Here is a 23,929-nt window from a genome sequence, read left to right on the forward strand (position 1 = left end):
GAAGGCCCTCGTACTGGACGTACTTGGGACTTCGGCCGGTGCGGCGAGGGTGCGTGCCGGGCGCCGTGGGTGCTGTGCGGGACTTTCAAAACACCCCCTCGGTCCAGGACCCGATGCGCACTGGCCACGCGCCGTGCTTCGCTGCGTCCATGACCGAATTCAGCAGGGCCGAGCGCGCGTACCTCTCCTCGCAGCGGCTGGGCCGACTGGCCACCGTCGACGCCCACGGGCAGCCGCAGGCGAACCCCGTCGGCTTCTTCCCGCAGGACGACGGGACGATCCTGATCGGTGGCTACGCGCTGGGTACGACCAAGAAGTGGCGCAACCTCCAGAAGAACCCGAAGGTGGCGCTGGTCGTCGACGACGTCGTGAGCGTCCAGCCCTGGAAGGTACGCGGCGTCGACATCCGCGGCGAGGCCGAACTCCTCACCGGTCCGCACGAGTTGGGCAGCCACTTCAGCGACGAACTGATCCGCGTCCACCCGAAGCGCATCCACAGCTGGGGCCTGGAGGACTGAGGCTCCCGGACGAACCCTGGAGTTCCTCCCCCGCCGGGCCGCCGAGCGCGCCCTCAAGACCGAGCAGCGACTGCTTGCGTTCGAGGCCGCCGGCGTACCCGGTCAGGGAGCCGTTCGCGCCGATCACCCGGTGACAGGGCCGCACGATGAGCAACGGATTGGCGCCGACCGCGCCCCCGACCGCGCGCACGGCCGCACGCGAGACGCCGAGCCGCGCGGCGATGGCCCCGTAGGTCGTCGTGGCTCCGTAGGGCACGTCGTCGATCACGGCCCAGACCTGCCGGCGGAACGGAGTGCCCTCGGTCCTGAACTCCAGCTGGAATTCCTTGAGTTCACCGGCGAAGTAGGCGGCGAGCTGCTGCTCGGCCTCCCGGAAGAGCTCAGGACGGCGCAGCCAGTCGTCCTGCGCGGTGCGACCGCCCTTCTGTCCGGGGACGGAGAGCGAGGTCAGCATGCCGGACTCGTCGGCGGTGAGGAGGAGTTGACCGACGGGGCTGTCGAGGGTCGTGTAGGAGAGGGGGCGTGCGGGGGTGGTCATCAGAGGGCTTCCCGTTCCGACTCGCTTGCGATCCTGAGGTGTTGTACGGCGTAGGAGCGCCAGGGGCGCCAGGTGTCGGGGACGTCGCCACCGGGTGGGGCCACGTCGGGGTCGCCGAGGGCGCGGGTACGGATGACGGCGGCGGTACGCCCGTCCATGCCGGGCAGCGCGAGCAACGCCTCCTGAGCGTCGTCCCGGTCGGCGCCCGCGTCGAGCCGCAGGGCTCCGTCGGCGAGGGCCGCGGTGAGTGCGCCGAGGGGCCCGTCCGGTTCGGCCTGCGCAAGGACGCCCGGCTCGGGGAACACATGGGTGAGCGTGCCGCACGGCGAGTCCAGCGCCTTGCCGTGGCGGCGCACCAGCCGCTCGGACTCCGCTCGCCCCGCCAGCGCGCGTACGGCCAGTTCGTCGGGGTCGGCGGTGCCCGGCGAACGCAGGCCCGGGCGGGCGGCGACCAGCGGGGCCAGGCGCGGGTCCGCGGCGAGCCGCTCGTCGACGGCGTACGGATCGGCGTCGAGGTCGAACAGCCGCCGCAGCCGCTGCACGGCGGTGGTCAGGTCGCGGAGATCGGTGAGCTGAATCCGCGCGTCGAGCCAGCCACCGGAGTGGGCCGCGTGATCGGACGCCGTACGAGGTCCCGGTTCCGGTCCCGGTTCCGCACCGGGACCCGGCGCCGCGCCGACCGCCACCGGCACGCGGAACGGGGAAACGACCCGCTGACCGCGCACCCGCTCGTCCACGGCGACGATCCCCGTCCCGTACGGGAGCCGGAGGGTCCGGCGGTAGGTACGGCCGCCGGGGTTGCCGCTGACCTCCTCAATGCCCGGGACCGCCTCGTGGGCGAGGAGGTCGAAGACGGCGTCGGCCTGGTAGGCGCCGCGGTGGGCGAGGCGCAGGGCGATGCCCGCGGAGGGGGTGGCGGTGCGGCGGCTCGGGCCGCCGCCGCGGGGTGCGGCAGCGCGCACTTCGCTCGGTGTCGACGCGTACACCGCCCTGATCGTGTCGTTGAACTGCCGCACGCTGGCGAAGCCGGCCGCGAACGCGATCTCCGTGATCGGCAGACCCGTTGTCTGCAACAGCACCCGGGCGGCGTGGGCCCGCTGGGCACGGGCCAGGGCTACGGGGCCCGCGCCGACCTCGGCGGTGAGCTGGCGCTGCACCTGGCGGGCGCTGTAGCCGAGGCGCAGCGCGAGTCCGCCGACGCCTTCGCGGTCGACGACTCCGTCGCCGATCATGCGCATGGCCCGGCCGACCACGTCGGCCCGGACGTTCCACTCCGCGGAGCCGGGGACCGCGTCCGGGCGGCAGCGGCGGCAGGCTCTGAAGCCTGAGCTCTGGGCTGCGGCCGCGGTCGTGTAGTACCGGACGTTCCGCCGCTTCGGCGTGACCGCCGGGCAACTGGGCCGGCAGTAGATCCCCGTCGTCTCCACCGCGAAGAAGAACTCCCCGTCGAAACGGGCATCACGGCTGCGCACCGCCTCGTACCTGGTCTCTTCATCGATCACGTCCACCAGTGTGCGGGGTCGCCGGCGGCGCGGCTGGCGGAAATCGGACGTGACGCTACCGTCGCGCCCCGGACGGCACCCGGGGTGGGTGGGCAAACCCCGGGTGCCCCGTGTTTCCTTCGCACCCGGGGTGGGTGCTGGGCGGGGGTGGGTCACGCAGCCCGGCGTTCACGGGGTGCCGCTGCGCCCACCCGTGCCGCCCCCAGCGGCACGATTGCCCGCAGTGACGAGGCTTCGCCGGCCACCCGGCGCCCCACGCACCCCCGCGGCCGGGTGGGCAGCCGCCTCTAGCGGCACGATTGCCCGCAGTTGCGACACGACCCAAGCCGTCCTACACCCGACGCCCCCGCTTCGCCTCCATCGCAGCCCTCCCCTCCGCCCCCTTCCGCTTCCAGTCCCGACGGATCTCGGCCCGCACCCGGGCGTCGGTCTTCGCGACGATGCGCTGGTTCTCGCGCAGGAGCTTGCGGTAGCTGTCGAGGCGGCGCTCCGGGAGATCCCCGGAGTCCACCGCGGCGAGGACCGCGCAGCCGGGCTCCGCGACATGCGCGCAGTCCTGGAAGCGGCACTCGGCGGCGAGTTCCTCGATCTCGGAGAAGACCTGACCGACGCCGGTCTCGGCGTCCCACAGGCCGACTCCACGCAGCCCTGGCGTGTCGATGAGGACGCCCCCGCCCGGGAGGGCGAGCAGGTTGCGGGTCGTCGTGGTGTGGCGGCCCTTGCCGTCCACGTCACGCGCGGCCTGGACGTCCATCACGTCCTCGCCGAGCAACGCGTTGGCGAGGGTCGACTTCCCCGCACCGGACTGCCCGAGCAGCACGGACGTACCGTCGGCCAGAAGGGCCGCGAGCACGTCGAGCCCCTCCCCCAACGTGGAGCTGACGGTCAGCACCGGCACGCCAGGCGCCGCCGTCTCCACGTCCTGGACGAGATGCGCGAGGGTCACGGGGTCCGGCACCAGGTCGGCCTTGGTGAGGACGACCACGGGCTGCGCCCCGGACTCCCACGCCAGGGCGAGGAAGCGTTCGATGCGGCCGAGGTCGAGTTCCAGCGCGAGGGACACGGCGATGACCGCGTGGTCGACGTTGGCGGCGAGGATCTGCCCCTCGGACCGCTTGGAGGAGGTGGAGCGGACGAACGCGGTACGGCGCGGCAGATACGTCCGTACGTACCGGGGGTTCCCGCCGGGTTCGACGGCGACCCAGTCGCCGGTGCACACGACGCGCAGCGGATCGTGGGGCGTCACGAACGCGGTGTCGGCGCGCAGCACCCCGTCGACGGTGATGACGTCGCACTGGCCGCGGTCGACGCGGAGCACCCGTCCGGCGAGGAGCCCTTCGGAGTCGTACGCGGAGAACTGCTCCGCCCAGGAGTCGTCCCAGCCGTAGCGGGACAGGGCGGAGAAAACTGCGGAGGAAGTCAAGGGTGACCCTTCACAAGGGCGGCCCCGGCACGCGCACTCAGGCGCGGTGAATGAAGGAGGTGGAGGTCAGCCGGCGGCCACAGAGGTGGACTTGATGGACTTCTGGATGCGGGCAGCGCCCTGCACGGTGACAGCCATCGGTCAACACCTCCTGGTTCGCACTCGGTTCACACTCGATCGGTCCCGGCGGCCGCCGGCCACCGAGGAACATCGCTCACCCTAGAGGCACCTCATGATGTGACGCCAATGATTTATCGGGTCGATTCGAGCGCGTCATCCGCAGCTCCTCACGACCTCGATGTTCGTGACGTCCCCCAACGGGATCACAGCGTGCTCATGGCGTCCCGGGCTCTTCAGCCGGAGCACGCCTCCATCGGCGGAACGCAGCGTTCCGCAGCTGGTCCGGCCTTGGTGGGCGACCTTGAGGTAGACGGGCTTGTCGCCTGTCGACTCGGCGGGCGCCCACCAGGTGACGCCGATGCCGGCGAGCAGGAGGGCCAGCGCGACCGCGACCAGGTACTGCGCGCGCCGCAGCCGGGCGGCCGCGATGTTCGCGAGGGCGACCTTGTACGCGGCGACCGACCCGTAGCGGCTGTGCACGGCGTTCAGCGTGGTGGCCCGGGGACGGGTGCCGGCCTGGGCCCCGAGCGCCTGCCACAGCCCGAGGATCGCGACGAGCAGGCCGCCTCCGATGAGCGCGGTGAGGGCTGCCCGCCATTCCGTGGGCAGGGCGCTGGCGGTGTCCCGTCCCTTGATCACCACACCGGTGGTGACCAGGGTGATGAAGGCGGAGAGGCCGTTGCGCCAGGTCTCCGCGCTGGAGCGGACGGCGTCCAGGGAAGCCGCCGACAGCGCGGCGAAGGCGTCCCGTTCGGCGAGGTCGAAGGGAGTGGGCCCACGGGTCGGTCTCCTCGGCCGGTACCCGCTCATGGTGTCCCCTGGGGAAGGGGCCCGGCGGCTTCGGCCTCCAGCTCCACGCGGAAGCTGACCCCGCAGCCGGTCGTCCCCTCCGGTACTCCGGCATGGGCGAGGCCGCAGCCGCAGGTGACGTCCACGACCACCACGGGAGGCCCCGCCGCCGGGACCGCATCGGCCCCGTGTCCTCGTGACGCGCCGAAGACGTCCACCACCGTGGGGACTTGATGGTCGTTCAGCAGCCCTTCGCAGCGGGGGCAGTTGCCCCAGACCCGGGTGCTCAGGACGCCGTCGACGACGTTCACCTCGGCCTGCAGCAGCCCTTGCTCCAGCAGGCCGTAGGCCCGGTCGGTCCACTCGAAGTCCGAGGTGGGTTCCCAGGGTTCACTGCTCTTGTGCTCCGGTGCCGCCATGCTCGCGCCCGTTCCCCTCTGTCTCACTGCCCGGCCCTTCGGTCGCCCCGCCGATAAAGTGACCTGGTGCGCGACCACCTCATCACAGCGCTCCTCGACCGTGTGAAGCGATTCGACGAACAGGGCGACGACTCCGTTCTGTTCGAGACGGCGGCGTCGGCCGAGGCGCGCGAACTGCAGGCGCATCTGGTCCAGAACGACGGAAAAGGCGGACGCGTCGTCTCCCCGGCCGTTCTGGACGCGCTCCTCGGCTTCCACGGGGCCCGGCATCAGGCGAGACCGGGAAGCGACGGGTACGCCGACAACGGCTGGGTGATGAGACTGCTCGTCCTCCGCGCCCGGCTCCGTGGCGAAGGCGTGCCCAGATCCTTCTTCGAGGCCGTCGCCGCGGCGAACGAGCGTGCCGACGAGGCGAGTTGCCGCGCCCGGCAGCTGATGACGACGTACGAGCGGACCCGCGCCGAAGAGGCCCTGGACGGGGCCGTGCACCACTACCGCCTCGCGCTGGACCTGTCGATCACGGGGGACGACATACCCGGCCTGCCCATGGCCCACCTGTCGGGCGCCCTGATGCGCCGCTTCCACCTCAAGGGCGAGGCGTCCGACCTGGACGAGGCCATCGAGCTGCGCGAGTCCTCCCTCGTCTGGACGGCCGAGGAAAACCCCGAACAGTCGCGCCGCCTCACCCTGTTGTCCAATCTGCTGCTGGAACGCCACGGCCGCTTCGGGGAGCGGCAGGATCTGGAACGGGCCGTGTCCGTGGGAAGAGCGGCGGTACGCGCGACGCCGGTCGGCAGCCACGCCCGCGCGCGTCGCCTGTCCCAACTGGGCAGGGCACTCAACCTCCGCCACGAGCTCACGGACGACATCGCCGATCTCCAGGAGGCGATCGGCCACGCGCGGGCGGCGGTGGAGGAAGCGCACCCGGAGGACCCCGACCGGCTGGACTTCGCGGTCCGTCTGGCGCGGAGGCTGCGCGCCCGCTACGACCGGCTGCGCGATCCCGCCGATCTGGAGGAGCCCATCGAGCTGCTGGACTCCCTGCTCGACTCGGCCTCCGTGCCGTCACGCCCGAACGTCATGACCGAGCTCGCGACAGCTCTGTACTTCCGGCATGAGCGGACGGGCGACCTCGCGGACCTGGACCGGGCGATCGCTCTCGAAAAACAGGCCCTGAAAGAGACCTCCAGGACGGACCCGGACAGGGGGCGGCGACTGGCCAATCTCGCCGCCTCGCACCGCATCCGCTACGACCGGCGGGGTTCCGTCCAGGACCTGGAGGGGGCCATCCGATTGGGGACAGAGGCGGTCTCCGTCACCAGGGAGGACGGGTTCGTGCTGTCCAATCTGGGGCTGGCCTTCCTGCTGCGGTACAAGCGGCTCTTCGAGGCTGCCGATCTGGACCGGGCGATCCGCCTGACGACCCGGGCCGTCGATGCCCTGCCTGCTGTTTCTCCCAGCACCCACCGGGCCATGGCCATGTGCCATCTCGCCGAGGCTTTGAGGGCGCGGCTGCGGGACGACCATCATCCGGCGGACCTGGACGGGGTGATCAGATGGCAGCGGGAGGCAGCGGCGACGATTCCGCGCAGCCACCCGGAGTTCGGGCGCTATCTCTCCGCGCTCAGCGTGGCTCTGCTCGCCCGCTTCCGGCTCGCGCAGTCCCCCGACGACCTCGACGAGGCGATCCGCACCGCCGAGCAGGCGGTGGCCGTCACCGCCCGCACGCACCCCTCGTACGAAACGCTTCTCGGGTGCCTCGCCGAGGCGCTCACCGACGGGCCGGAGCCCGGCGCCGACGCCCTCGACCGTGCCGTGGACCTGGCCAGGCAGGCCGCGTCGACGGTGCGGGACGACGACATCTTCCTTCCCAGGGTCTGGCGGCGGCTCGGCGACATGCTCGGGCGTCGCCACGACCACCGCGGCGACCCTGGCGACCTGCGCGAAGCGATCCGCTGGTGGCAGCTCGCCGCCGAACTGCGCGTGGCCACCCCGACGGACCGCATGGAGTGCTGCGCCGCCTGGGGTTCCGCGGCCGCGCGGCTGGGCGACCACGCCCTGGCCGCCGAGGGCTACGACCGGGCGGCGCTGCTGCTGCACGAGCTGGCCTGGCACGGGCTGCCCAGGGCGGCGCGCGAGAACCATCTGACCGAGTGGTCCGGGCTCGCGCCGGCCGCGGCCGCCTGCCACATCCTGGCCGGTGCTCCGGAGCGTGCGGTGGAGCTCCTCGAACAGGGCCGGACGATCATCCAGAACCAGCTGCTGCACACGCGCGGCGACATGTCCGAACTCGCCGTGCGGGCACCGGCTCTGGCGGCGGAGCTGCTGCGGGTGCGTGAGCGGCTGGATGTGCAGCGGTCCTCCTCGCGCACCGATCCGGCGGAACTGCCCGACGAGAGCCTGCTGTCGCCGCTGGGCCGGGAGCGGCTGGCGCAGGAGCGAGCCGCCCTGTGCCGTGAGTGGGACGATCTGGTGGCCGAGGCGCGGCAACTGGACGGCTTCGCGTACTTCCTCGCGCCCGTGCCCTACGAGGAGTTGAGCATCGCGGCCGAGGGCGGACCCGTCGTCGTGGTCAACGTGAGCGCGATCGCCTGCCATGCCCTGGTGATCCGCGCACCCGGCTCCCCCGTCGAGGTCGTCGACCTGCCCGGCCTCACGGAGGAGGAGGCGGCCCGGCAGGTCGTGACCTTCCTCAATGTGCTGGCGGCACGCGAGAAACCGCGCCGCGCCTTCCTGCGGCGGGAAGCCGACCGGCACGCGGTGTACGACCTGCTGGCCTGGCTGTGGGAGCGGATCGCGGAGCCCGTGCTCGACCATCTCGGTGCCCTGGGCCGCCCCGGCGATCCGCTGCCCCGCGTGTGGTGGTGCCCGACCAACCGGCTCGCGCTGCTGCCTCTGCACTCCGCCGGCCGGTACCCGCGCCACCGCACCTCACCGGGTACGTCCCCGCAGTCCGAGTCGCTCTCCTGCGTTCCCGCTCGTGCCGTCTCCTCGTACATCTCGACGCTCACGGCCCTGCGCCGTGCCCGGGAGCGCGGCGAGGACGGCGGCGGCTTCGGCGGGCTGCTGGCCGTCGGCATGCCGCAGACACCGGGCCGGCCGCCGCTGCCGGAGGTGGAGCGGGAGTACGAGGAGCTGCGGGCCCGCTTCCCGCGAGGTGCGCCGGTGAACACGCTCATCGGGCCGGACGCGACGTGCGAGGCGGTGCGGCGGGCGCTGCACGAGAGCTCCTGGGCGCACTTCGCCTGCCACGCCGAACAGGACTTCATGGATCCCGCGCACAGCGCCTTCGTCCTCTACGACGGCCGACTGGCCGCCACCGAGCTGCTGGAGCTGGATCTGCCGCGTGCGGAGCTGGCCTATCTGTCCGCATGCGAGACAGCCACCGGCGCGGTCAATCTGCCCGACGAGGTCATGCATCTGGCGTCCACCATGCAGCTGGCCGGGTACCGGCACGTCCTCGCCACCATGTGGAGCATCGAGGACGGCTCGGCGCCGGACGTGGCCGCACAGGTCTACGCCGCCCTGACCCGTGCCGGCCGCCCGGACGCCGGCGAGGCCGCCCGTGCCCTGCATGCCGCGGTGGCCGCGCACCGCGGGCAGCACCCGACGGATCCGCTGCGCTGGGCGGCGTATCTGCACGTCGGTCCGTGACGCACCGCGCCCGCCCTGCCGGGGGGCAGCCCTTTCAGCTCGCGCAGTGATGCCCGTTCAGTGTGAAGGAGCGGGGAGCGGAGTTGTCGCCGTCCCAGGAGGCCAGGAAGCCGATGCCGAAGGTGCCGCCCGCGGCGACGGACTTGTTGTAGTCGGCGGCGATGACGGTCACCTGGGAGTCGTGCTGGACGAAGCTGCCGTCCCACATCTGGCCGACCCGCTGGCCGTTGCGGAAGGTCCAGCCGATGGTCCAGGTGTTCAGCGGCTTCTCGGAGGTGGCGGTGACGGTGGCCTGGAAGCCGTCGGGCCACTGGTTGGTGATCTCGTACGTGATCCGGCAGGACGGGTCGGCCGACTCGCCCGCGGCGGGCTTGCCCGAACCGCTGGTGGCGGAAGAGGAGTCGCCCTGGGGTTCGGTGGCGGGGACCGTCGGACCGGACGGGTCGGCCGAGGCGTCCGGTGACGTGGATCCGGCCTCGCCGACCGACGTCGACGTGCTGGAGGTGACCGGTTGGGACGAGGAGTACGAGGGCCCGGGGTCGGCCACCGGCTGCCGTTCCGTCGAGTCGCCCCGTGTCGAGCCGCCGGCCTCGGGGCCGTTCGCACCATTGAAGGGCATGAGCGTGACACCGAGTGCGAGCACGGAGACGATCACGGCGGCGACGAGCATGCCGTTGCGGCCGATCCGGGGCCGGGGCAGCCTGCCCTCGGCGATTCCGGTGTCCCTGGCGGCGTCCATGCGCCCGCCGTTCAGGCCCGCCTCCGCGGCCCGGCGACGCCGCTCCAGGTACGCGAGGCCGCCCCAGCCGATGACGCCGCCGGCGAGCGCCGAGGGCAGCCCGCCGCCGTGCAGCCGCAGACAGGCGGCGGCTTCCGCGCACTCCACGCACCGGGCGAGGTGCCGCGAGAGGTCGCCGGGGGTCTCGGCGCCGGGCGAGCGGGTGACGGCGTCGAGGAGCCGGGCGTAGCTGCGGCAGTTCGCGTCCATCGGGGTGTCGAGGTGGTTGCGATGGCACCGGTCCCTGAACAGCGCCCGGACCTGCGCGAGTTCGTCGGCGGCGGCGGTCGGGTCGAGGCCGAGCCGCCGGGCGACGGCGGGCAGCGGCAGCGACTCCACCTCGGCCAGCCACATCAGGTCGGCGTCCGGTTCCTGCATGTCCCTGAGCCCGCGCAGCGCGAGCGGGCGGTGCAGGGGCGGCCCGGTGTAGCGGGCGGCCTTGTCGGAGTTGAGCCACAGCCGCAGGTCGGGGTCGAGCCGATGGCCCTGCCCGTGCGCCTCCCAGCCGGCGGCCGTGGTGCGAACCGACGTCAGCAGCAAGGGCACTCGCGGCAGCCGAAGGGCCCTGCGGCCGGTACTCTTCGTTCCTGCCGCGTTCGCACGCACTTCGCGAATGCCGTGGGTGAACGCCTCGGTCGCCAGCTGGCTGGAGGCCGCGGAACCGGACGTGCACAGATCGGCGTACGACAGGACCGCGTCCCAGCACTCCGAGAACAGTGCGGCCTCGGCGGCGTCCTGAGGGGTCGGCAGGTCGGGCATGGGGGGCTCCTGCATCAACTTCTTCCAGATGCGTACATCAACTCCCTAGCTGTACAAGGGAGTTGGTTGCCGCCTCGCGACGGTGCCCGAGCTTTTCACGCTTCCCACACAACTGACAAGCCGCGTATTCAATTCCTGCGGCAACCGCTTGCGGGACCCCTGGAACGCGGGGCTCCGGGACCGCGGAGGCCGGGCGTGGCGGACACGCCCGGCCTGTAGTACGGACGGGAAGCCAGGAAGTATCAGTTACCGGCGGACGGGCTCCTCGGTGAGGTCCCGCGCCGGGAGGCTGTCCATGAAGGAGCTCACCGAGAAGACGGCGTGGCCGGGCCCGGGCGGACCGTATCCGGGCGGCGAGGAGAGACCGAAGTCCTCCATCGTGGAGCGGTAGGCCTCAAGGAGCCGGATGTGGTACTCCAGCGGCGCGCCCTGCGGGTTGGCCTTGCCGAGCGGGGTCGTGGGCTCCGGGCACCAGGTGGTGAAGCGGGGCGTGATGCCGTGCGACATGAAGAAGCGCAGGCCTTCGGTCGTCGACGCGATGGCCTCGTCGACGGTGGTGAAGCCGAAGGGCTCGGCCATCTCCACGCCCGCGACGAAGTTGGGGATGACGTTGCGCGCGCCGAAGACCTCGGCGGAGTCGAGGATGCGCTTGTGCCACTCGTCGCGGCCTACGTAGCGCTCCTTGCCGGGGCAGTACAGCTCGAACAGCCGGCGGTCCCACACCTCGTAGTTGGGGTGGTAGATCTGCACGCCGTAGTCCTTGAAGCGCTGCACGTCGTCCCGGGGCAGCGCCTGTGCGACGACCTTGCCGATCCAGCGGTTGGGGAAGTGCTCCTCGATGGCCTTGGCGTACATGCCGTAGAAGTCGGCCTCGTCGCGGCCCTGCAGCTTGGAGGTGATGGCGCCGCCGGTGAGGGTGTAGGCCGTGGAGGTCTTCGCGGTGTCGTACCGGTCGATGATCTCCAGGGCTTCCAGGACCTCGTCGACGTCCTTCACTCCGGTGTACGGGCGCCCCGCCGCCTTGTGCTGGCGCCAGTTGTGGTTGATGTCGCAGTACTGGCACTCCTCCTTGGCGCCGAAGTACTGGCAGACGCGGAAGACGGTGAGGTAGATCAGGTAGCCCCACTGGATGGTGGGGGCGACCTCCATGACGGACTTCCCGTTGGAGAGGGTGTGCTTGTAGTACTCGGGCATGGGCGGCACACCGACGTCGGCGATGCGCCGACCGTCCAGATAGAGCCCGAGAAGCCCCTCGCCGTCGGCCGCCACCCGGTACGGCGAGGACGGGTTCACCCGGACCGAGACGACGGTCCGCCGCAGGTCGTAGGGGCCGCCGGTGAGGATGATCTCCTCGGGCGGACGGCGCAGCGCGGCCTCGCCCAGCTCGGGCAGGGTGCCGTGGTCGAAGGAGAAGATGAAGTACGACTTCGGCTTGACCTCGCCCTTCTCGTTGTCGCTGAGGGCGGACGCGTCGAAGGCCACACCCCCGCGGAGCAGGTCCTCCTTGAAGACGGCTTCCCGCGGCACGTGCGGGAAGCGCTCCATCAGATCCTCGACCAGCGCGGTGCGGCTGCCCATCCCGTTTCTCCTCCCGACAAAGGCGTACGACCCGGCGAAGGCGTACGACTCCTCACGGTATGCCCCCGCCCGCACGTCAGCCGTGCCGGGTCCCCTCGCGGCGCGTGAGGTGGGCCGGCGCGGTGATGTCCGGCGGGAGTACGGGGTCGGGGACGAGCGCGCCCCAGGTCGCGGTGAGCGGCAGGGTGCCGGCCCAGCGGCCGAGTGCGGCGTCGGGGCCGTCGCCGTCCTCCGGGGCGCCCGAGCGGATCTTGACCGACGCCTCCTCCAGGGAGAGCGCGAGCAGGGTGGTCGCGGCGAGTTCCTTGCGGCTGGGCGCGCGAGCGTAGTCCCACTGGCCGGGGGTGGCGTGCTCGGTGAGCCGCCGCAGGCCCGCCAGCTTCTCGTCCGGGTCGGTGACCTTGCGGGGCACTGCGTGGATCATGGCGCTGCGGTAGTTCACCCCGTGCTCGAAGACGGAGCGCGCGAGGACGAGCCCGTCGACGTGAGTGACGGTCACACAGACCGGCGCCGTCGCCACCAGACTCCGGCTGGCCACGGACCCGTGTACGTACAACTGCTCCCCGTCCCTTCCGTAGACGGTCGGCACGACCAATGGCCGCCCCTCGACCACCACTCCGAGATGACAGATGAAACCGGCGTCCAGAATCGCGTCGAGGTCGGCTCGCTCCAGGCTGCCCTGCTCCCGCAGACGGCGGTGCCGGGTGCGGTCGGTCTCCTGCAGGGCGGCGGGGCGGGAAGAGTGCGTCACGAGCGCGAGGCTACCGATATCGCGTCTCACTGGCCATATTTTTGCGAAATCAGCATCTCAATACGCCTGAATCAACGAAATCCGCACATCGATATACACGCCAGGCCGAACCCCTCCCGCCCGTCGGCAACCGGATATGGACACACGCGCCCCACGACGGCAACTGTGATCTCCTGACCGGACGACTTCCCGGGGAGGGACTACAGCGATGGACGAGATCCTGAGCAACTGGGCGGGGAACATCACCTACTCCGCCAAGGAGCTGCACCGCCCGCACTCGCTCGACGCGTTGCGGGCGCTGGTGGCCGACAGTGCGAAGGTGCGGGTGCTCGGCAGCGGGCACTCCTTCAACGAGATCGCCGAGCCGGGCGACGGCGGTGCACTCCTCTCGCTGTCGGCGCTGCCGCCGGTGGTGGACGTGGACACCGCGGCCCGTACGGTACGGGTCGCGGGCGGCGTCCGGTACGCCGAGCTGGCCCGGCAGGTGCACCGGCACGGGCTCGCTCTGCACAACATGGCGTCCCTCCCGCACATCTCGGTGGCGGGCTCGGTGGCGACCGGCACCCACGGCTCGGGTGTCGCCAACGGCTCGCTCGCCTCCGCCGTACGCGAGGTCGAGCTCGTCACGGCGGACGGGACGAGCGTCACTATCGCCCGGGGCGACGCCCGCTTCGACGGCGCCGTGACCTCCCTCGGCGCGCTCGGCGTGGTCACCGCGCTCACCCTCGACCTGGAACCGGACTTCGAGGTGGCCCAGCACGTCTTCACCGAACTCCCGTCGGCTGGGCTGGACTTCGAGAAGGTGGCGGCGGCGGCGTACAGCGTGAGTCTCTTCACCGACTGGCGGGAGCCCGGCTTCCGTCAGGTGTGGCTGAAGCGGCGCACCGACCAGCCGTTGCCGGAGTTCCCGTGGGCCGCTCCCGCCACCGAGGCGATGCACCCGGTGCCGGGAATGCCCGCGGAGAACTGCACCGAGCAGTTCGGTGTCCCGGGCCCCTGGCACGAGCGGCTCCCGCACTTCCGGGCGGAGTTCACCCCGAGCAGCGGCGCCGAGCTGCAGTCGGAGTACCTGCTGTCGCGCACGCACGCCCTCGACGCACTGCACGCGCTGGACGCGATCCGCGAGACGATCGCGCCGCTGCTGCAGATCTGCGAGGTGCGCACGATCGCCGCCGACGCACAGTGGCTGAGCCCTGCCCACGGACAGGATTCCGTCGCCTTCCACTTCACCTGGGTCGAGGACACGGAAGCCGTGCTGCCGGTGGTGCGGCGCGTGGAGGAGGCGTTGAACCCCTTCGCTCCGCGGCCGCACTGGGGCAAGGTGTTCACCGTGCCGTCCGCTGCACTGCGCGAGCGCTACCCGCGCCTGGGCGACTTCAGGGCGCTGGCCGGCTCCCTCGACCCCGAGGGAAAGTTCACCAACGCCTTCGTACGGGAGATCCTCGATGCCTGACACCGGCCGACCGCAGCCGCCCACGGGCTGAAACCGGCCTCCCGTCGCCCCTGTCGCGAGGGACTTTCTACACCCCCTTTCCTAACCCCTTGTCGAAAGTCCGTCCCAGGCCATAGCCTTGCGCCGCGCCGGGGCCGAAGTGCTCCGGCATGGGTCCGAAGGGATGGGGGCACGCCCGGTGAAGCGCACATCACGCGACATCCGCACCGCGAACCGCTATGAGGTGCTGCGCCAGATCATCGCCGAGTCGCCCACCTCCCGACAGGAGCTGGCGGCCGCGACCGGGCTGAGCCTGGCCACGGTCGCCACCCTCGTGGGCGAGCTGCTCGACCTGCGGATGCTGACCGAGGTCGGGTTCGAGGACTCCGCGGGGGGCCGGCCCCGGGGGCTGGTCGCCGTCAACGCGTCGGGCGGCGCCCTGATCGGCGTCGACATCGCGGAGACATACGTACGGGTCGAACTGTTCGACCTCGGGCTGAACGTGCTGGCCCGAGCCGACGAGGACATGCGTCCCGGCGAGAGCAGGCCCGAGCAGGTCGTCGGCCATGTCGCGGCGGCGGTCGGCTCGGTGGTCGCGCAGGCCGGCGTGGAGGGCGCGCGCGTCCTCGGGGTCGGTGTGAGCGTGCCGGGCCAGGTCGACCGGGAGGGCGGGGTGTCCGAGTACGCCCCGAACTGGAACTGGCACGACGTGCCGCTGCTCGACCTGCTCTCCGAGCACATCGCCTACCCGCTGTACCTGGACAACCCACTGCGCGCCTGCGCGGTCGCCGAGCTCTGGTTCGGGGCGGCGCGCGGCCGCGGGGACGCCGTGGTGGTCAACCTCGGCACCGGGGTCGGCGCCGGGCTCGCGCTCGGTGGCGGGCTGCACCGGGGCGTGAGCAACAGCGCCGGCGAGTGGGGCCATACGACGCTCGTCCTGGACGGGCGGCTGTGCCACTGCGGCAACCACGGCTGCGTCGAGACGTATGTCGGGGCGCCCGGAATCATGCTGAACCTGCGGGAGCTCAGCCCCGGCAGCACGCTGCTGCATCCCGAGGACCAGACCGCGACCATCAACGCGCTGGCCCGGGGCGTGGAGGCGCAGGATCCGGTGGCGCTCAAGGTGGTCCGGGACACCGCCCGTTACCTCGGCGCCGGGATCTCGGACCTGGTCAACCTCCTCAACCCCGAAGTGGTCGTACTCAGCAGCTGGGTCGCGGCCGCCCTCGGTGAGCCGCTGGTGACGGAGGTGCGCGAGGCCGTCGCCCGGCACGCGCTGCCGCGCCCGATGGCCGCCACCGAGATCGTCCTCTCCCCCATTCCCACCGATCCGGTCTGCCTCGGGGCCGCCACCTTCGCCCTCGAAGGCGCACTGTCCGTGGTCGGCCAGAAGTCCGGCAGTTCCAAGAAGCCCAAGTCCGGGACCCCCAAACCCGCGGGTGGCAGAGCCGCACCGCGTCGCACCACCCCCGCAAGGAGCCGTACAGCACCACCTTCATGACGACGGAAGGTAGGCACATGAGTCACCTGGGCAGACGGTCACTCCTGACCGGCGCGGCCGCCGCGCTCGCCGTCACCGGAGCCCTGATATCCGCACCGCCCGCGGGAGCCGCGGACCCCGCGGCCACGGATTCCTCGGCCGAGGTCTCCCCGCACGCCGCACAGACCATCGACAACATCGGCGCGTCCGGCGCCTGGTGGGTCAACGACCTGAAGAACTTCGACCCCAAGGTCCAGGCCAGGGTGGCGAAGCTGCTGTTCTCCTCGCAGGGCCTGGACCTGAGCAACTACCGGTACAACATCGGCGGCGGCGGCACCGCGGTGACCACGCCCTCCCGCGCCCCCGAGGACTTCCTGAAGGCCGACGGGACGTACGACTGGAGCAAGGACAAGGGCGGCCGCACCTTCCTGAAGTACGCGGCCAAGTACGGCGTCGAGGACCTGGTCGCCTTCGTCAACAGCGCGCCCGCCGCGTGGAAGACCAACGCGCAGAGCTGCGGCGGCTACCTGAAGGCCGAGAACACGCAGGACTTCGTGCGGTACGTCGCCGATGTCACCGACCACTTCGCCAAGCAGGGCACGCGGTTCGACTACATCAGCCCCTTCAACGAGCCGACCAACAGCTTCGACAGCTGCGGCCAGGAAGGCATGCTGGTGCCGGTCGACCAGCGCGACGACATCGTGCGGGCGCTCGGCGCCGAGCAGCAGGCCCGCAAGCAGCGGACCGGCATCATCGCCGACGAGTCCAGCAGCACGGTCGGTTTCAACACCGAGCTGCCGCAGTGGATTTCGCAGCCGGGCACGGCCCAGTACGTCTCCAGGCTCGCGCATCACACGTACAACAACCCGGGCGACGACCAGCTGGCGAAGATCAACGAGACGTCGAAGTCGGTCGGCAAGCGGCCCTGGGCGACGGAGATCTGCTGCTTCGGCAACGGCGGCACCGGCTGGGCCCAGGAGTACGACCCGACGATCGACAGCGGGCTGAACATCTCGCGGATCATCTACAAGGACTTCGCGACCGCGCACGACTCGGCGTTCCAGTGGTGGACCGCGCTGTCGGAGATGATCGGCAGCGATCCGAACGCGAAGAACGGTGACGGCTGGAACGACGGCCTGATCTACTACGACCCGGACTACGCCACGAACGGCAACCAGAAGCTCTACTTCACCAAGCGCTACTACGCGCTCGGCCAGTACAGCAAGTTCGTGAAACCGGGCGCGGTCGCGCACAACGTGACCGGCGCACCGAGCGGCGTCGAGGTCTCCTCCTACGACCGGGGCGGCAAGTGGGTGGTCGTGGTCAACAACCACAACACCACCGACACCGCGCTGAACCTGCACTTCAACAGCAGGACGCCGGTGCGCGCCCAACAGGCCGTGCGCACCTCGGCCACCGAGAACTGGGCGAAGGTCGCGAAGCCCTCCGTGCACGGCGCCACCGCGTCCGGCACCCTCGCCGCCCGGTCGATCACGACGTACGTCTTCGACCAGAAGGGCCGCGGGAGTTCGGCGGTCACCGGGGCCTGGCAGGGCAAACAGTCCGGCAAGTGCCTGACCGCGGACGCCACGGGCGCCGCTCTGAGCACCTGCACGGGCGCGCAGGCCCAGGACTGGGCGTACGACGCCACAGGCGCTCTCAAGGGCGCCGGCGGGTGTCTGACGGCCGGAAGTTCGGGCCTGGCCGCCACGGACTGCGCCGGCAGTGCGGAGCAGCGCTGGCAGTTGAACGGCAACGGTCAGATCGTCAGTGAGGATTCGGGCAAGTGCCTGGACGTCAGCGGTCAGGCGACCACCGACGGCAGCAAAGTGATCGTCTACAGCTGCAACGGCGGGTCCAACGAGGCCTGGTCAAAGCAGTAACCACCCCTGTGCCGAGGGCCGCCGGCCATCCCTGACCCGGCGGCCCTCAACTCCCCTGCACCACCCCAACGTTCGAGATTCCGAACCGGACACAACGCTTCGAACAGACTTCGTCCAACCCCTTGCCGAAGCCTTAGCCGAAGGTTAACGTCCCGCACCGCACCTCAAATTCGAGCCACTTGGCGCTGAGCCGTAGAGCCGCAGCCGCACACATCGAGACAAGGACGTCAGCATGTCGGCAATGAGCAGCAACTGGGACCGCCGTTCCATCTTCAAGGCCGCCGCGGGCCTGGCCGCCGCCGGCTCGCTGGCCGCGTGTGGCGGCAACAACGGGCGCGGGGGCGGAAGCGGTTCGGGCAAGAACCTGAACCAGTACTTCCACGCGTACGGCGAGCCGGGCGTGGAGCAGGCGGTCAAGAAGTACGCGTCCGCGTACAAGGACGCCAACGTGGGCACGCAGTGGATCACCAGCAACGACTACGAGACCAAGCTCTTCGCGGCCCTGCTCACCAGCAACGCCCCTGACGTCTTCGAGTTCCACCCGCAGATCCAGATGGTCAAGAGCGGTCAGGTGGCGGACCTGAGCGACATAATCAACCCGGTCAAGGACGACTTCAACCCGGCCGACATCGCGTCGCACACGTACGAGGGCAAGATCTACGGCGTCCGCATGATCGACGACCCGCAGTTCTTCTTCTACCGCAAGTCGATGCTGGAGAAGGCGAAGGTCGAGGTCCCGACCACGCTGGAGGAACTGATCGAGGCCGCCGCCAAGCTCACCACCTCCAAGGTCAAGGGCCTCTTCCTCGGCAACGACCTGCACGCCATCGAGGCGCCTCTGATCTGGTCCGCGGGCGCCGAGCCCCTCAACGCCAAGAACGAGATCGCCTACCACACCGACGCGGTCGCCGCCGGTCTCGGCCAGCTGCGCAAGCTGTTCACCAGCGGCCACCTGCTGCTGGACGCCCCTGCCGACTACTGGGACCCCTCGGCGATCAACCAGGGCCTGTGCGCCATCCAGTTCTGCGGCATGTGGGCGATGCCCGCCATGCAGAAGGCACTCGGCGACGACCTGGGCGTCTTCCCCTTCCCGAAGGTCGGCAGCAACGGCAAGCCCTCCGTCTACAACGGCGGCTGGTCCATGTTCGTCAACGCCAAGGGCAAGAACGTCGACGCGGCCAAGGAATACGTGAAGTGGCTGTGGATCGACCAGAAGAAGTACCAGGAGGACTTCGCGACCTCCTACGGCTTCCACATCCCGCCGCGCACCTCGCTCGCCGCCTCCGCCGACAAGCTCAAGTCCGGTCTGCCGGCCGAGGGCGCCAAGCTCTTCACCGAATACGGGCACTTCGACAACATCAGCTGGACCCAGGCCATGTGGAGCGCCCTGGACGCTGTCATCTCCGACTGCGTCCGCAAGGGCGGGAGCCCGGAGGCGGCTCTCGACAAGGCCGACAAGACGATCAACCGTGAGCTGAAGAAGCTGTTCGGATAGGCCGCGGGAGAGACCACGCCATGTCGACCACCACCACGCGCGGGGTCGCCCGACCCGCCCCGGCCAAGGCCTCCCCGGCCCGGCCGCGGCGGGGGCTGCGGGGCAACCCCACCTTCAACTTCTGGCTCTTCACCGGCCCCTTCCTCATCGGCCTGATGATCTTCGTCTTCGTCCCCATCGGATGGAGCATCTGGCTCAGCTTCTTCGAGGCCCGCTTCACCGTCACACCGAGCCACTTCGTCGGGTTCGACAACTACAAGCAGATGCTGACGAACAGCGACTTCACCGGGTCGCTGTTGACGTTCACCGTGTTCGCCGCGTTCATCGTGCCCACGACCTGGGCGCTGTCACTGGGCCTGGCGCTGCTGGTGAACCGGCTGCGCTTCATGCGGGCGTTCTTCCGGTCGGTGTTCTTCATCCCGACCGCGTGCTCCTACGTCGCCGCCGCGCTGATCTGGAAGATGTCCATCTTCAACGGCGTCCGCTTCGGCCTGGCGAACACCATCGTCGGCTGGTTCGGCGTCGAGAACATCGCCTGGGTGTCCAACCCGAGTCCGCCCTGGTACTGGCTGGTCATCCTGACCGTGCGCCTGTGGCTGCAGTCCGGCTTCTACATGATCCTTTTCATCGCCGCGCTGCAGAACATCCCGGCGGAGCTGTACGAGGCCGCGGCGATCGACGGCGCCAAGAGGGGCTGGCAGACCTTCCGGTTCATCACGCTGCCGCAACTGCGGGCCACCTCGACCGCGGTGATCCTGCTGCTGCTCATCGCCGCCTACCAGGCGTTCGACGAGTTCTTCAACATCATCGGGAACAAGGCGACCTGGGGGCAGACGCCCCTCATGGTCCTCTACAAGACCGCCATCGGCTCGGGCCAGGACTACGGCGCCGGCAGCGCGGGCGCCGTCATCCTGACGGTGCTGATCTGCTTGGTCACCCTGCTCCAGGGCAAGATCATGGGCTTCGGAAGGGGGGAGGAGTCCAAGTGACGACCACCGCACCACGGATCGACAAGCCGCGCAGGAAGAAGCGTGGCGGCGTCATCGGCAACACGGGGCTTTACGTCTGCGTCAGCATCGCGGCGGCGCTGTTCCTGATCCCCTTCTACCTGATCGTCCGCAACGCCCTGTCCACGGACCAGGAGATCACGGGCGAGAACTGGAAGTTCTTCCCGAGCCAACTCCAGTGGAGCAACGTCTCCGAGCTGTTCAACGACCCGCTGGTCGACTTCGGTCAGTCCCTGTGGAACTCGCTCGTCGTGGCCGTCCTGATGACCGTCGGCATCCTGCTGGTCTGCTCGCTGGCCGGTTACGGCCTCGCCCGCATTCCCTACCGGCACGCCAACAAGGTCTTCTACGCCGTCCTGGCGACCCTGATGGTCCCGACATCCGTCACCTTCGTGCCGAGCTTCGTGCTGGTCTCCTCGCTCGGCTGGGTGGACACCTACCGCGGCCTGATCATTCCCGGCCTGTTCAGCGGCTTCACCTGCTTCCTCTTCCGGCAGTACTTCCTGGGGTTCCCGAAGGAACTGGAGGAGGCGGCGCGCGTCGACGGGCTCGGCTACTGGGGCGCGTACTGGCGGATCGTCGTACCCAACTCGCTGAACTTCTTCGCGGCGATGGCCACGATCACGTTCATCAGCGGCTGGAACGCCTTCCTGTGGCCGCTGGTCATCGGCCAGGACCCCAGCTCCTGGACCGTCCAGGTCGCGCTCTCGTCGTACATGACCAACCAGACCGTCAACTACCACCTGATCTTCATGGCGACCGCCTTCTCGATCCTGCCCCTGGTATTCGTGTTCCTCTTCCTCCAGCGCTGGCTGGTGCAGGGGATCGCGCAGACCGGCATCAAGGGCTGACACCTTCCACTCAGGACCTGGAGACCGATGTCTTTCCGCACCTCCACGGCCATCGACTACGTCGAGGACGTCTCGCCCGGCAGCGGGGCCCTACCGCCCCGCGCCTGGTACGCGTCGTCCGACGCCAAGTCCCTGTCCCTGAACGGCAGTTGGCGTCTGCGTGTGTCGCCGACCGCCGACGCCGAGGACGACTCCTTCGCCGACGAGGGGTACGACGCCGGGGACTGGGCCGAGGTCGCGGTCCCCGGCCACTGGGTCCTCCAGGGGCACGGCGCGCCGATCTACACCAACCACCTCTACCCCTTCCCGGTCGACCCGCCGCGGGTGCCGACCGAGAACCCGACCGGTGACCATCTGCGGGTGTTCGACCTGCCGTCCGAGTGGCCCTCGGACGGCGGGGCGGTGCTGCGCTTCGACGGCGTCGAGTCCTGTGCCCGGGTCTGGCTGAACGGCACGGACATCGGCGAGTTCAAGGGCTCCCGGCTGCCGCACGAGTTCGCGGTGGGTCACCTGCTCAAGCCCGCCGGGAACGTCCTCGCCGTCCGGGTCCACCAGTGGTCGGCGGGCTCGTACCTGGAGGACCAGGACCAGTGGTGGCTGCCCGGCATCTTCCGGGACGTGACCCTGCTCCACCGCCCAGCCGGCAGCGCGCTCGACTTCTTCGTGCACGCCTCCTACGACCACACCACCGGTGAGGGCACCCTGCGCGTCGACTCCGACGTCGACGGGCGGGTGACCGTGCCCGCCCTGGACATCGATGTCGCGACTGGCGACGCGGTGACGGTCGCGGTGGAGCCGTGGACGGCGGAGACGCCCCGGCTCTACGACGGCTTCCTCGTCACCGAGGGCGAGCGCGTGCCGCTGCGCATCGGCTTCCGCACGGTCGTCCTGGAGGACGGCCTGATGAAGGTCAACGGCAAGGCCGTCCTCTTCAAGGGCGTCAACCGGCACGAGTGGCACCCGGAGCAGGGCCGCGCCCTGGACCTGGAGACCATGCGCCAGGACGTGCTGCTGATGAAGCGGCACAACCTCAACGCCGTCCGCACCTCCCACTACCCGCCGCACCCCGCCTTCCTCGACCTCTGCGACGAGTACGGCCTGTGGGTCATCGACGAGTGCGACCTGGAGACCCACGGCTTCACCGAACAGGCCTGGCGCGACAACCCCGTCGACGACGACCGCTGGACCCCGGCGCTGCTCGACCGCGCCGCCCGCATGGTCGAGCGCGACAAGAACCACCCCTCCGTCGTCATCTGGTCCCTCGGCAACGAGGCGGGGACGGGCCGCGGGCTCACCGCCATGGCCGAGTGGATCCACGGCCGCGACGGCTCCCGGCTCGTCCACTACGAGGGCGACATCGACTGCCGTGACACGGACATGTACTCCCGGATGTACGCCGACCACGCCGAGGTCGAGCGGATCGGCGAAGGCCTGGACGGCGGCACCCACAAGCGTCGTCAACTCCCCTTCATCCTCTGCGAGTACGGGCACGCCATGGGCAACGGCCCGGGCGGGATCGCCGACTACCAGCGGATCTTCGAGGCGCACGACCGCCTCCAGGGCGGCTTCATCTGGGAGTGGATCGACCACGGCATCAAGGACGATCGCCACGGTTTCGCCTACGGCGGCGACTTCGGCGAGGAACTGCACGACGGGAACTTCGTCTGCGACGGGCTGGTCCTCCCCGACCGCACGCCGTCGCCGGGCCTCGTCGAGTACAAGAAGGTGATCGAGCCGGTTCGTATCGAGGGTGACGGCGCGGACGGAACGGTCCGGATCACCAACGGGTACGACTTCGCCGACCTTTCCGCGCTGGCCTTCGAGTGGTCGTACCAGGTCGACGGCGAAAGCGTGGAAACGGGCACGCTGTCGGTGCCCGCGCTCGCGCCCGGCGAGTCCGCCGAGGTGAAGCTGCCGGCGCCGCCCGCGGACGGCCGGGGCGCCGAGACGCTGTGGACGGTGCGTGCGCTGCTCGCCGCGGAGACGGCGTGGGGGCCGAAGGACCACCAGGTGGCCTGGGCTCAACTGCCGGTCGGCGACCGTTCCCCGGAGCGGTTCGCCGCGAGTGAGGCGCCCGTTGCCGGCGAGCGGCGGATCACGCTCGGCCCGGCCGCGTTCGACGCCCGCACCGGCGCGCTGCGGACCCTCGGCGGCGTCGAGGTCTCGGATCTGCGCCTGGACGCCTGGCGTGCCCCGACCGACAACGACGACGGCGCGCCCTGGCAGTCCGATGTGCGCTACGGACCGCTCTGGCGCAAGCTGGGCCTGCACCGACTGCAACACCGGCTGGACGCCGTCGAGTTGGACGGCGACGCGCTGACCGTACGGACCCGGGTGGCGCCGGCCGCCTGGGAGGTGGGCCTGCGCACGGTCTACCGCTGGACGTCGGACGGCACCCGGCTGCGGCTGACGGTGTCCGTGACGCCCGAGGGCGACTGGGACGTGCCGCTGCCGCGGCTCGGGATCCGGTTCGGGCTGCCCGCCTCCGCGGACCGCGTGAAGTGGTTCGGCGGCGGCCCGGGCGAGGCGTACCCGGACACCAGGGCCGCCTCGATGCTGGGTCGTTGGGAGTCGTCGGTCGACGAGTTGCAGACCCCGTACGTCCGCCCGCAGGAGAACGGGGCGCGGGCCGACGTCCGTTGGGCCGAGCTCGGCGGGCTGCGGGTCGAGGGCGATCCGGAGTTCTGGTTCACGGCACGCCGCTGGACGACGGAGCAGCTCGACGCGGCCGCCCATCTGACGGACCTGGCGCCCGGCGACAAGGTCTGGGTCAACCTCGACCACGGCCAGCACGGCATCGGTTCGCAGTCGTGCGGTCCGGGCCCGCTCCCGCAGTACCGGCTGCAGGCGGCTCCCGCGGAGTTCTCGTTCGTCTTCTCGGAACTCCCTGGCTGACCCCTCACCTGCTCCACCCCGGGGGGGGGGGGGGGGGGGGGGGGGGGGGGGGGGGGG

The 23,929-nt window shown here is 70.6% G+C and carries 16 protein-coding genes and 1 pseudogene; 9 read left to right on the top strand and 8 right to left on the bottom strand.

The features are described 5' to 3' along the window. Positions 1–149 precede the first annotated feature (149 nt). Complete coding sequence (locus tag ACN6LB_RS42940) at positions 150–518, top strand: PPOX class F420-dependent oxidoreductase (RefSeq protein WP_445030636.1); 369 nt, start codon at positions 150–152, stop codon at positions 516–518. A gap of 43 nt (positions 519–561) precedes the next feature. Here the strand turns inward: ACN6LB_RS42940 and ACN6LB_RS42945 are convergent. The 5 genes and pseudogenes from ACN6LB_RS42945 to ACN6LB_RS42965 all read right to left on the bottom strand — a co-directional run. Beyond that, a pseudogene (locus ACN6LB_RS42945) lies at positions 562–1,056 on the bottom strand (methylated-DNA--[protein]-cysteine S-methyltransferase); the annotation flags it as partial. Next, complete coding sequence (locus ACN6LB_RS42950) at positions 1,056–2,555, bottom strand: DNA-3-methyladenine glycosylase 2 family protein (protein WP_445030649.1); 1,500 nt, start codon at positions 2,553–2,555, stop codon at positions 1,056–1,058. The pseudogene ACN6LB_RS42945 and the gene ACN6LB_RS42950, both read right to left, overlap by 1 nt. Positions 2,556–2,889: 334 nt before the next feature. Beyond that, complete coding sequence (rsgA, locus tag ACN6LB_RS42955; RefSeq protein ID WP_445030637.1) at positions 2,890–3,981, bottom strand: ribosome small subunit-dependent GTPase A; 1,092 nt, start codon at positions 3,979–3,981, stop codon at positions 2,890–2,892. A 273-nt stretch (positions 3,982–4,254) separates the two neighbouring features. Continuing rightward, positions 4,255–4,911: a hypothetical protein gene (locus ACN6LB_RS42960; RefSeq protein WP_445030638.1), complete on the bottom strand. Its 657-nt coding sequence runs from the start codon at positions 4,909–4,911 to the stop codon at positions 4,255–4,257. Then, entirely contained in the window at positions 4,908–5,309 is a 402-nt protein-coding gene (locus tag ACN6LB_RS42965; protein WP_445030639.1) for a hypothetical protein, read from the bottom strand. Before ACN6LB_RS42965 ends, ACN6LB_RS42960 begins: the two co-directional genes overlap by 4 nt. Before the next feature lie 66 nt (positions 5,310–5,375). On the opposite strand from ACN6LB_RS42965, the gene ACN6LB_RS42970 reads away from it, so the two are divergent. Beyond that, complete coding sequence (locus ACN6LB_RS42970) at positions 5,376–8,963, top strand: CHAT domain-containing protein (protein ID WP_445030640.1); 3,588 nt, start codon at positions 5,376–5,378, stop codon at positions 8,961–8,963. A 34-nt stretch (positions 8,964–8,997) separates the two neighbouring features. Here the strand turns inward: ACN6LB_RS42970 and ACN6LB_RS42975 are convergent, their stop codons facing one another. The 3 genes from ACN6LB_RS42975 to ACN6LB_RS42985 all read right to left on the bottom strand — a co-directional run bounded on the left by ACN6LB_RS42975 (position 8,998) and on the right by ACN6LB_RS42985 (position 12,829). Further along, the gene (locus ACN6LB_RS42975) at positions 8,998–10,500 is read right to left on the bottom strand and encodes a cellulose binding domain-containing protein (RefSeq protein WP_356145182.1); all 1,503 of its coding nucleotides are present in this window, start codon (positions 10,498–10,500) and stop codon (positions 8,998–9,000) included. Between the two features lie 246 nt (positions 10,501–10,746). Continuing rightward, positions 10,747–12,078, bottom strand: a complete 1,332-nt coding sequence (locus tag ACN6LB_RS42980; protein ID WP_356145181.1) for a radical SAM protein — start codon at positions 12,076–12,078, stop codon at positions 10,747–10,749. A 76-nt stretch (positions 12,079–12,154) separates the two neighbouring features. Then, the gene (locus ACN6LB_RS42985) at positions 12,155–12,829 is read right to left on the bottom strand and encodes a pyridoxamine 5'-phosphate oxidase family protein (RefSeq protein ID WP_445030641.1); all 675 of its coding nucleotides are present in this window, start codon (positions 12,827–12,829) and stop codon (positions 12,155–12,157) included. A gap of 208 nt (positions 12,830–13,037) precedes the next feature. Here ACN6LB_RS42985 and ACN6LB_RS42990 point away from each other — a divergent pair, with 208 nt between their 5' ends. The 7 genes from ACN6LB_RS42990 (at position 13,038) to ACN6LB_RS43020 (ending at position 23,872) form a co-directional block, all read left to right on the top strand. After that, positions 13,038–14,282: an FAD-binding protein gene (locus tag ACN6LB_RS42990; protein ID WP_445030642.1), complete on the top strand. Its 1,245-nt coding sequence runs from the start codon at positions 13,038–13,040 to the stop codon at positions 14,280–14,282. Between the two features lie 163 nt (positions 14,283–14,445). Then, positions 14,446–15,762, top strand: coding sequence for an ROK family transcriptional regulator (locus tag ACN6LB_RS42995; protein WP_445030643.1), 1,317 nt, complete (start codon positions 14,446–14,448; stop codon positions 15,760–15,762). A gap of 17 nt (positions 15,763–15,779) precedes the next feature. Further along, on the top strand, positions 15,780–17,624 hold the full coding sequence (locus ACN6LB_RS43000) for a glycoside hydrolase (RefSeq protein WP_445030644.1): 1,845 nt from the start codon (positions 15,780–15,782) through the stop codon (positions 17,622–17,624). Between the two features lie 232 nt (positions 17,625–17,856). Further along, positions 17,857–19,119: an ABC transporter substrate-binding protein gene (locus tag ACN6LB_RS43005; RefSeq protein WP_445030645.1), complete on the top strand. Its 1,263-nt coding sequence runs from the start codon at positions 17,857–17,859 to the stop codon at positions 19,117–19,119. Between the two features lie 20 nt (positions 19,120–19,139). Then, the gene (locus tag ACN6LB_RS43010; RefSeq protein WP_445030646.1) at positions 19,140–20,108 is read left to right on the top strand and encodes a carbohydrate ABC transporter permease; all 969 of its coding nucleotides are present in this window, start codon (positions 19,140–19,142) and stop codon (positions 20,106–20,108) included. Then, on the top strand, positions 20,105–20,977 hold the full coding sequence (locus tag ACN6LB_RS43015; protein WP_445030647.1) for a carbohydrate ABC transporter permease: 873 nt from the start codon (positions 20,105–20,107) through the stop codon (positions 20,975–20,977). Before ACN6LB_RS43010 ends, ACN6LB_RS43015 begins: the two co-directional genes overlap by 4 nt. Before the next feature lie 27 nt (positions 20,978–21,004). Next, a complete protein-coding gene (locus tag ACN6LB_RS43020; RefSeq protein WP_445030648.1) occupies positions 21,005–23,872 on the top strand; it encodes a glycoside hydrolase family 2 TIM barrel-domain containing protein in 2,868 nt (955 codons plus the stop codon). Positions 23,873–23,929: the final 57 nt, after the last annotated feature.

The organism is Streptomyces sp. SAS_270, from assembly GCF_052543295.1.

Excerpts from the sequence above, each read along its gene's own strand:
- ACN6LB_RS42940 (WP_445030636.1), top strand. The coding sequence starts at position 150 with ATGACCGAATTCAGCAGGGCCGAGCGCGCGTACCTCTCCTCGCAGCGG.
- ACN6LB_RS42960 (WP_445030638.1), bottom strand. The coding sequence starts at position 4,911 with ATGAGCGGGTACCGGCCGAGGAGACCGACCCGTGGGCCCACTCCCTTC.
- ACN6LB_RS42965 (WP_445030639.1), bottom strand. The coding sequence starts at position 5,309 with ATGGCGGCACCGGAGCACAAGAGCAGTGAACCCTGGGAACCCACCTCG.
- ACN6LB_RS42975 (WP_356145182.1), bottom strand. The coding sequence starts at position 10,500 with ATGCCCGACCTGCCGACCCCTCAGGACGCCGCCGAGGCCGCACTGTTC.
- ACN6LB_RS42980 (WP_356145181.1), bottom strand. The coding sequence starts at position 12,078 with ATGGGCAGCCGCACCGCGCTGGTCGAGGATCTGATGGAGCGCTTCCCG.
- ACN6LB_RS42990 (WP_445030642.1), top strand. The coding sequence starts at position 13,038 with ATGGACGAGATCCTGAGCAACTGGGCGGGGAACATCACCTACTCCGCC.
- ACN6LB_RS42995 (WP_445030643.1), top strand. The coding sequence starts at position 14,446 with ATGGGGGCACGCCCGGTGAAGCGCACATCACGCGACATCCGCACCGCG.
- ACN6LB_RS43000 (WP_445030644.1), top strand. The coding sequence starts at position 15,780 with ATGAGTCACCTGGGCAGACGGTCACTCCTGACCGGCGCGGCCGCCGCG.
- ACN6LB_RS43005 (WP_445030645.1), top strand. The coding sequence starts at position 17,857 with ATGTCGGCAATGAGCAGCAACTGGGACCGCCGTTCCATCTTCAAGGCC.
- ACN6LB_RS43010 (WP_445030646.1), top strand. The coding sequence starts at position 19,140 with ATGTCGACCACCACCACGCGCGGGGTCGCCCGACCCGCCCCGGCCAAG.
- ACN6LB_RS43020 (WP_445030648.1), top strand. The coding sequence starts at position 21,005 with ATGTCTTTCCGCACCTCCACGGCCATCGACTACGTCGAGGACGTCTCG.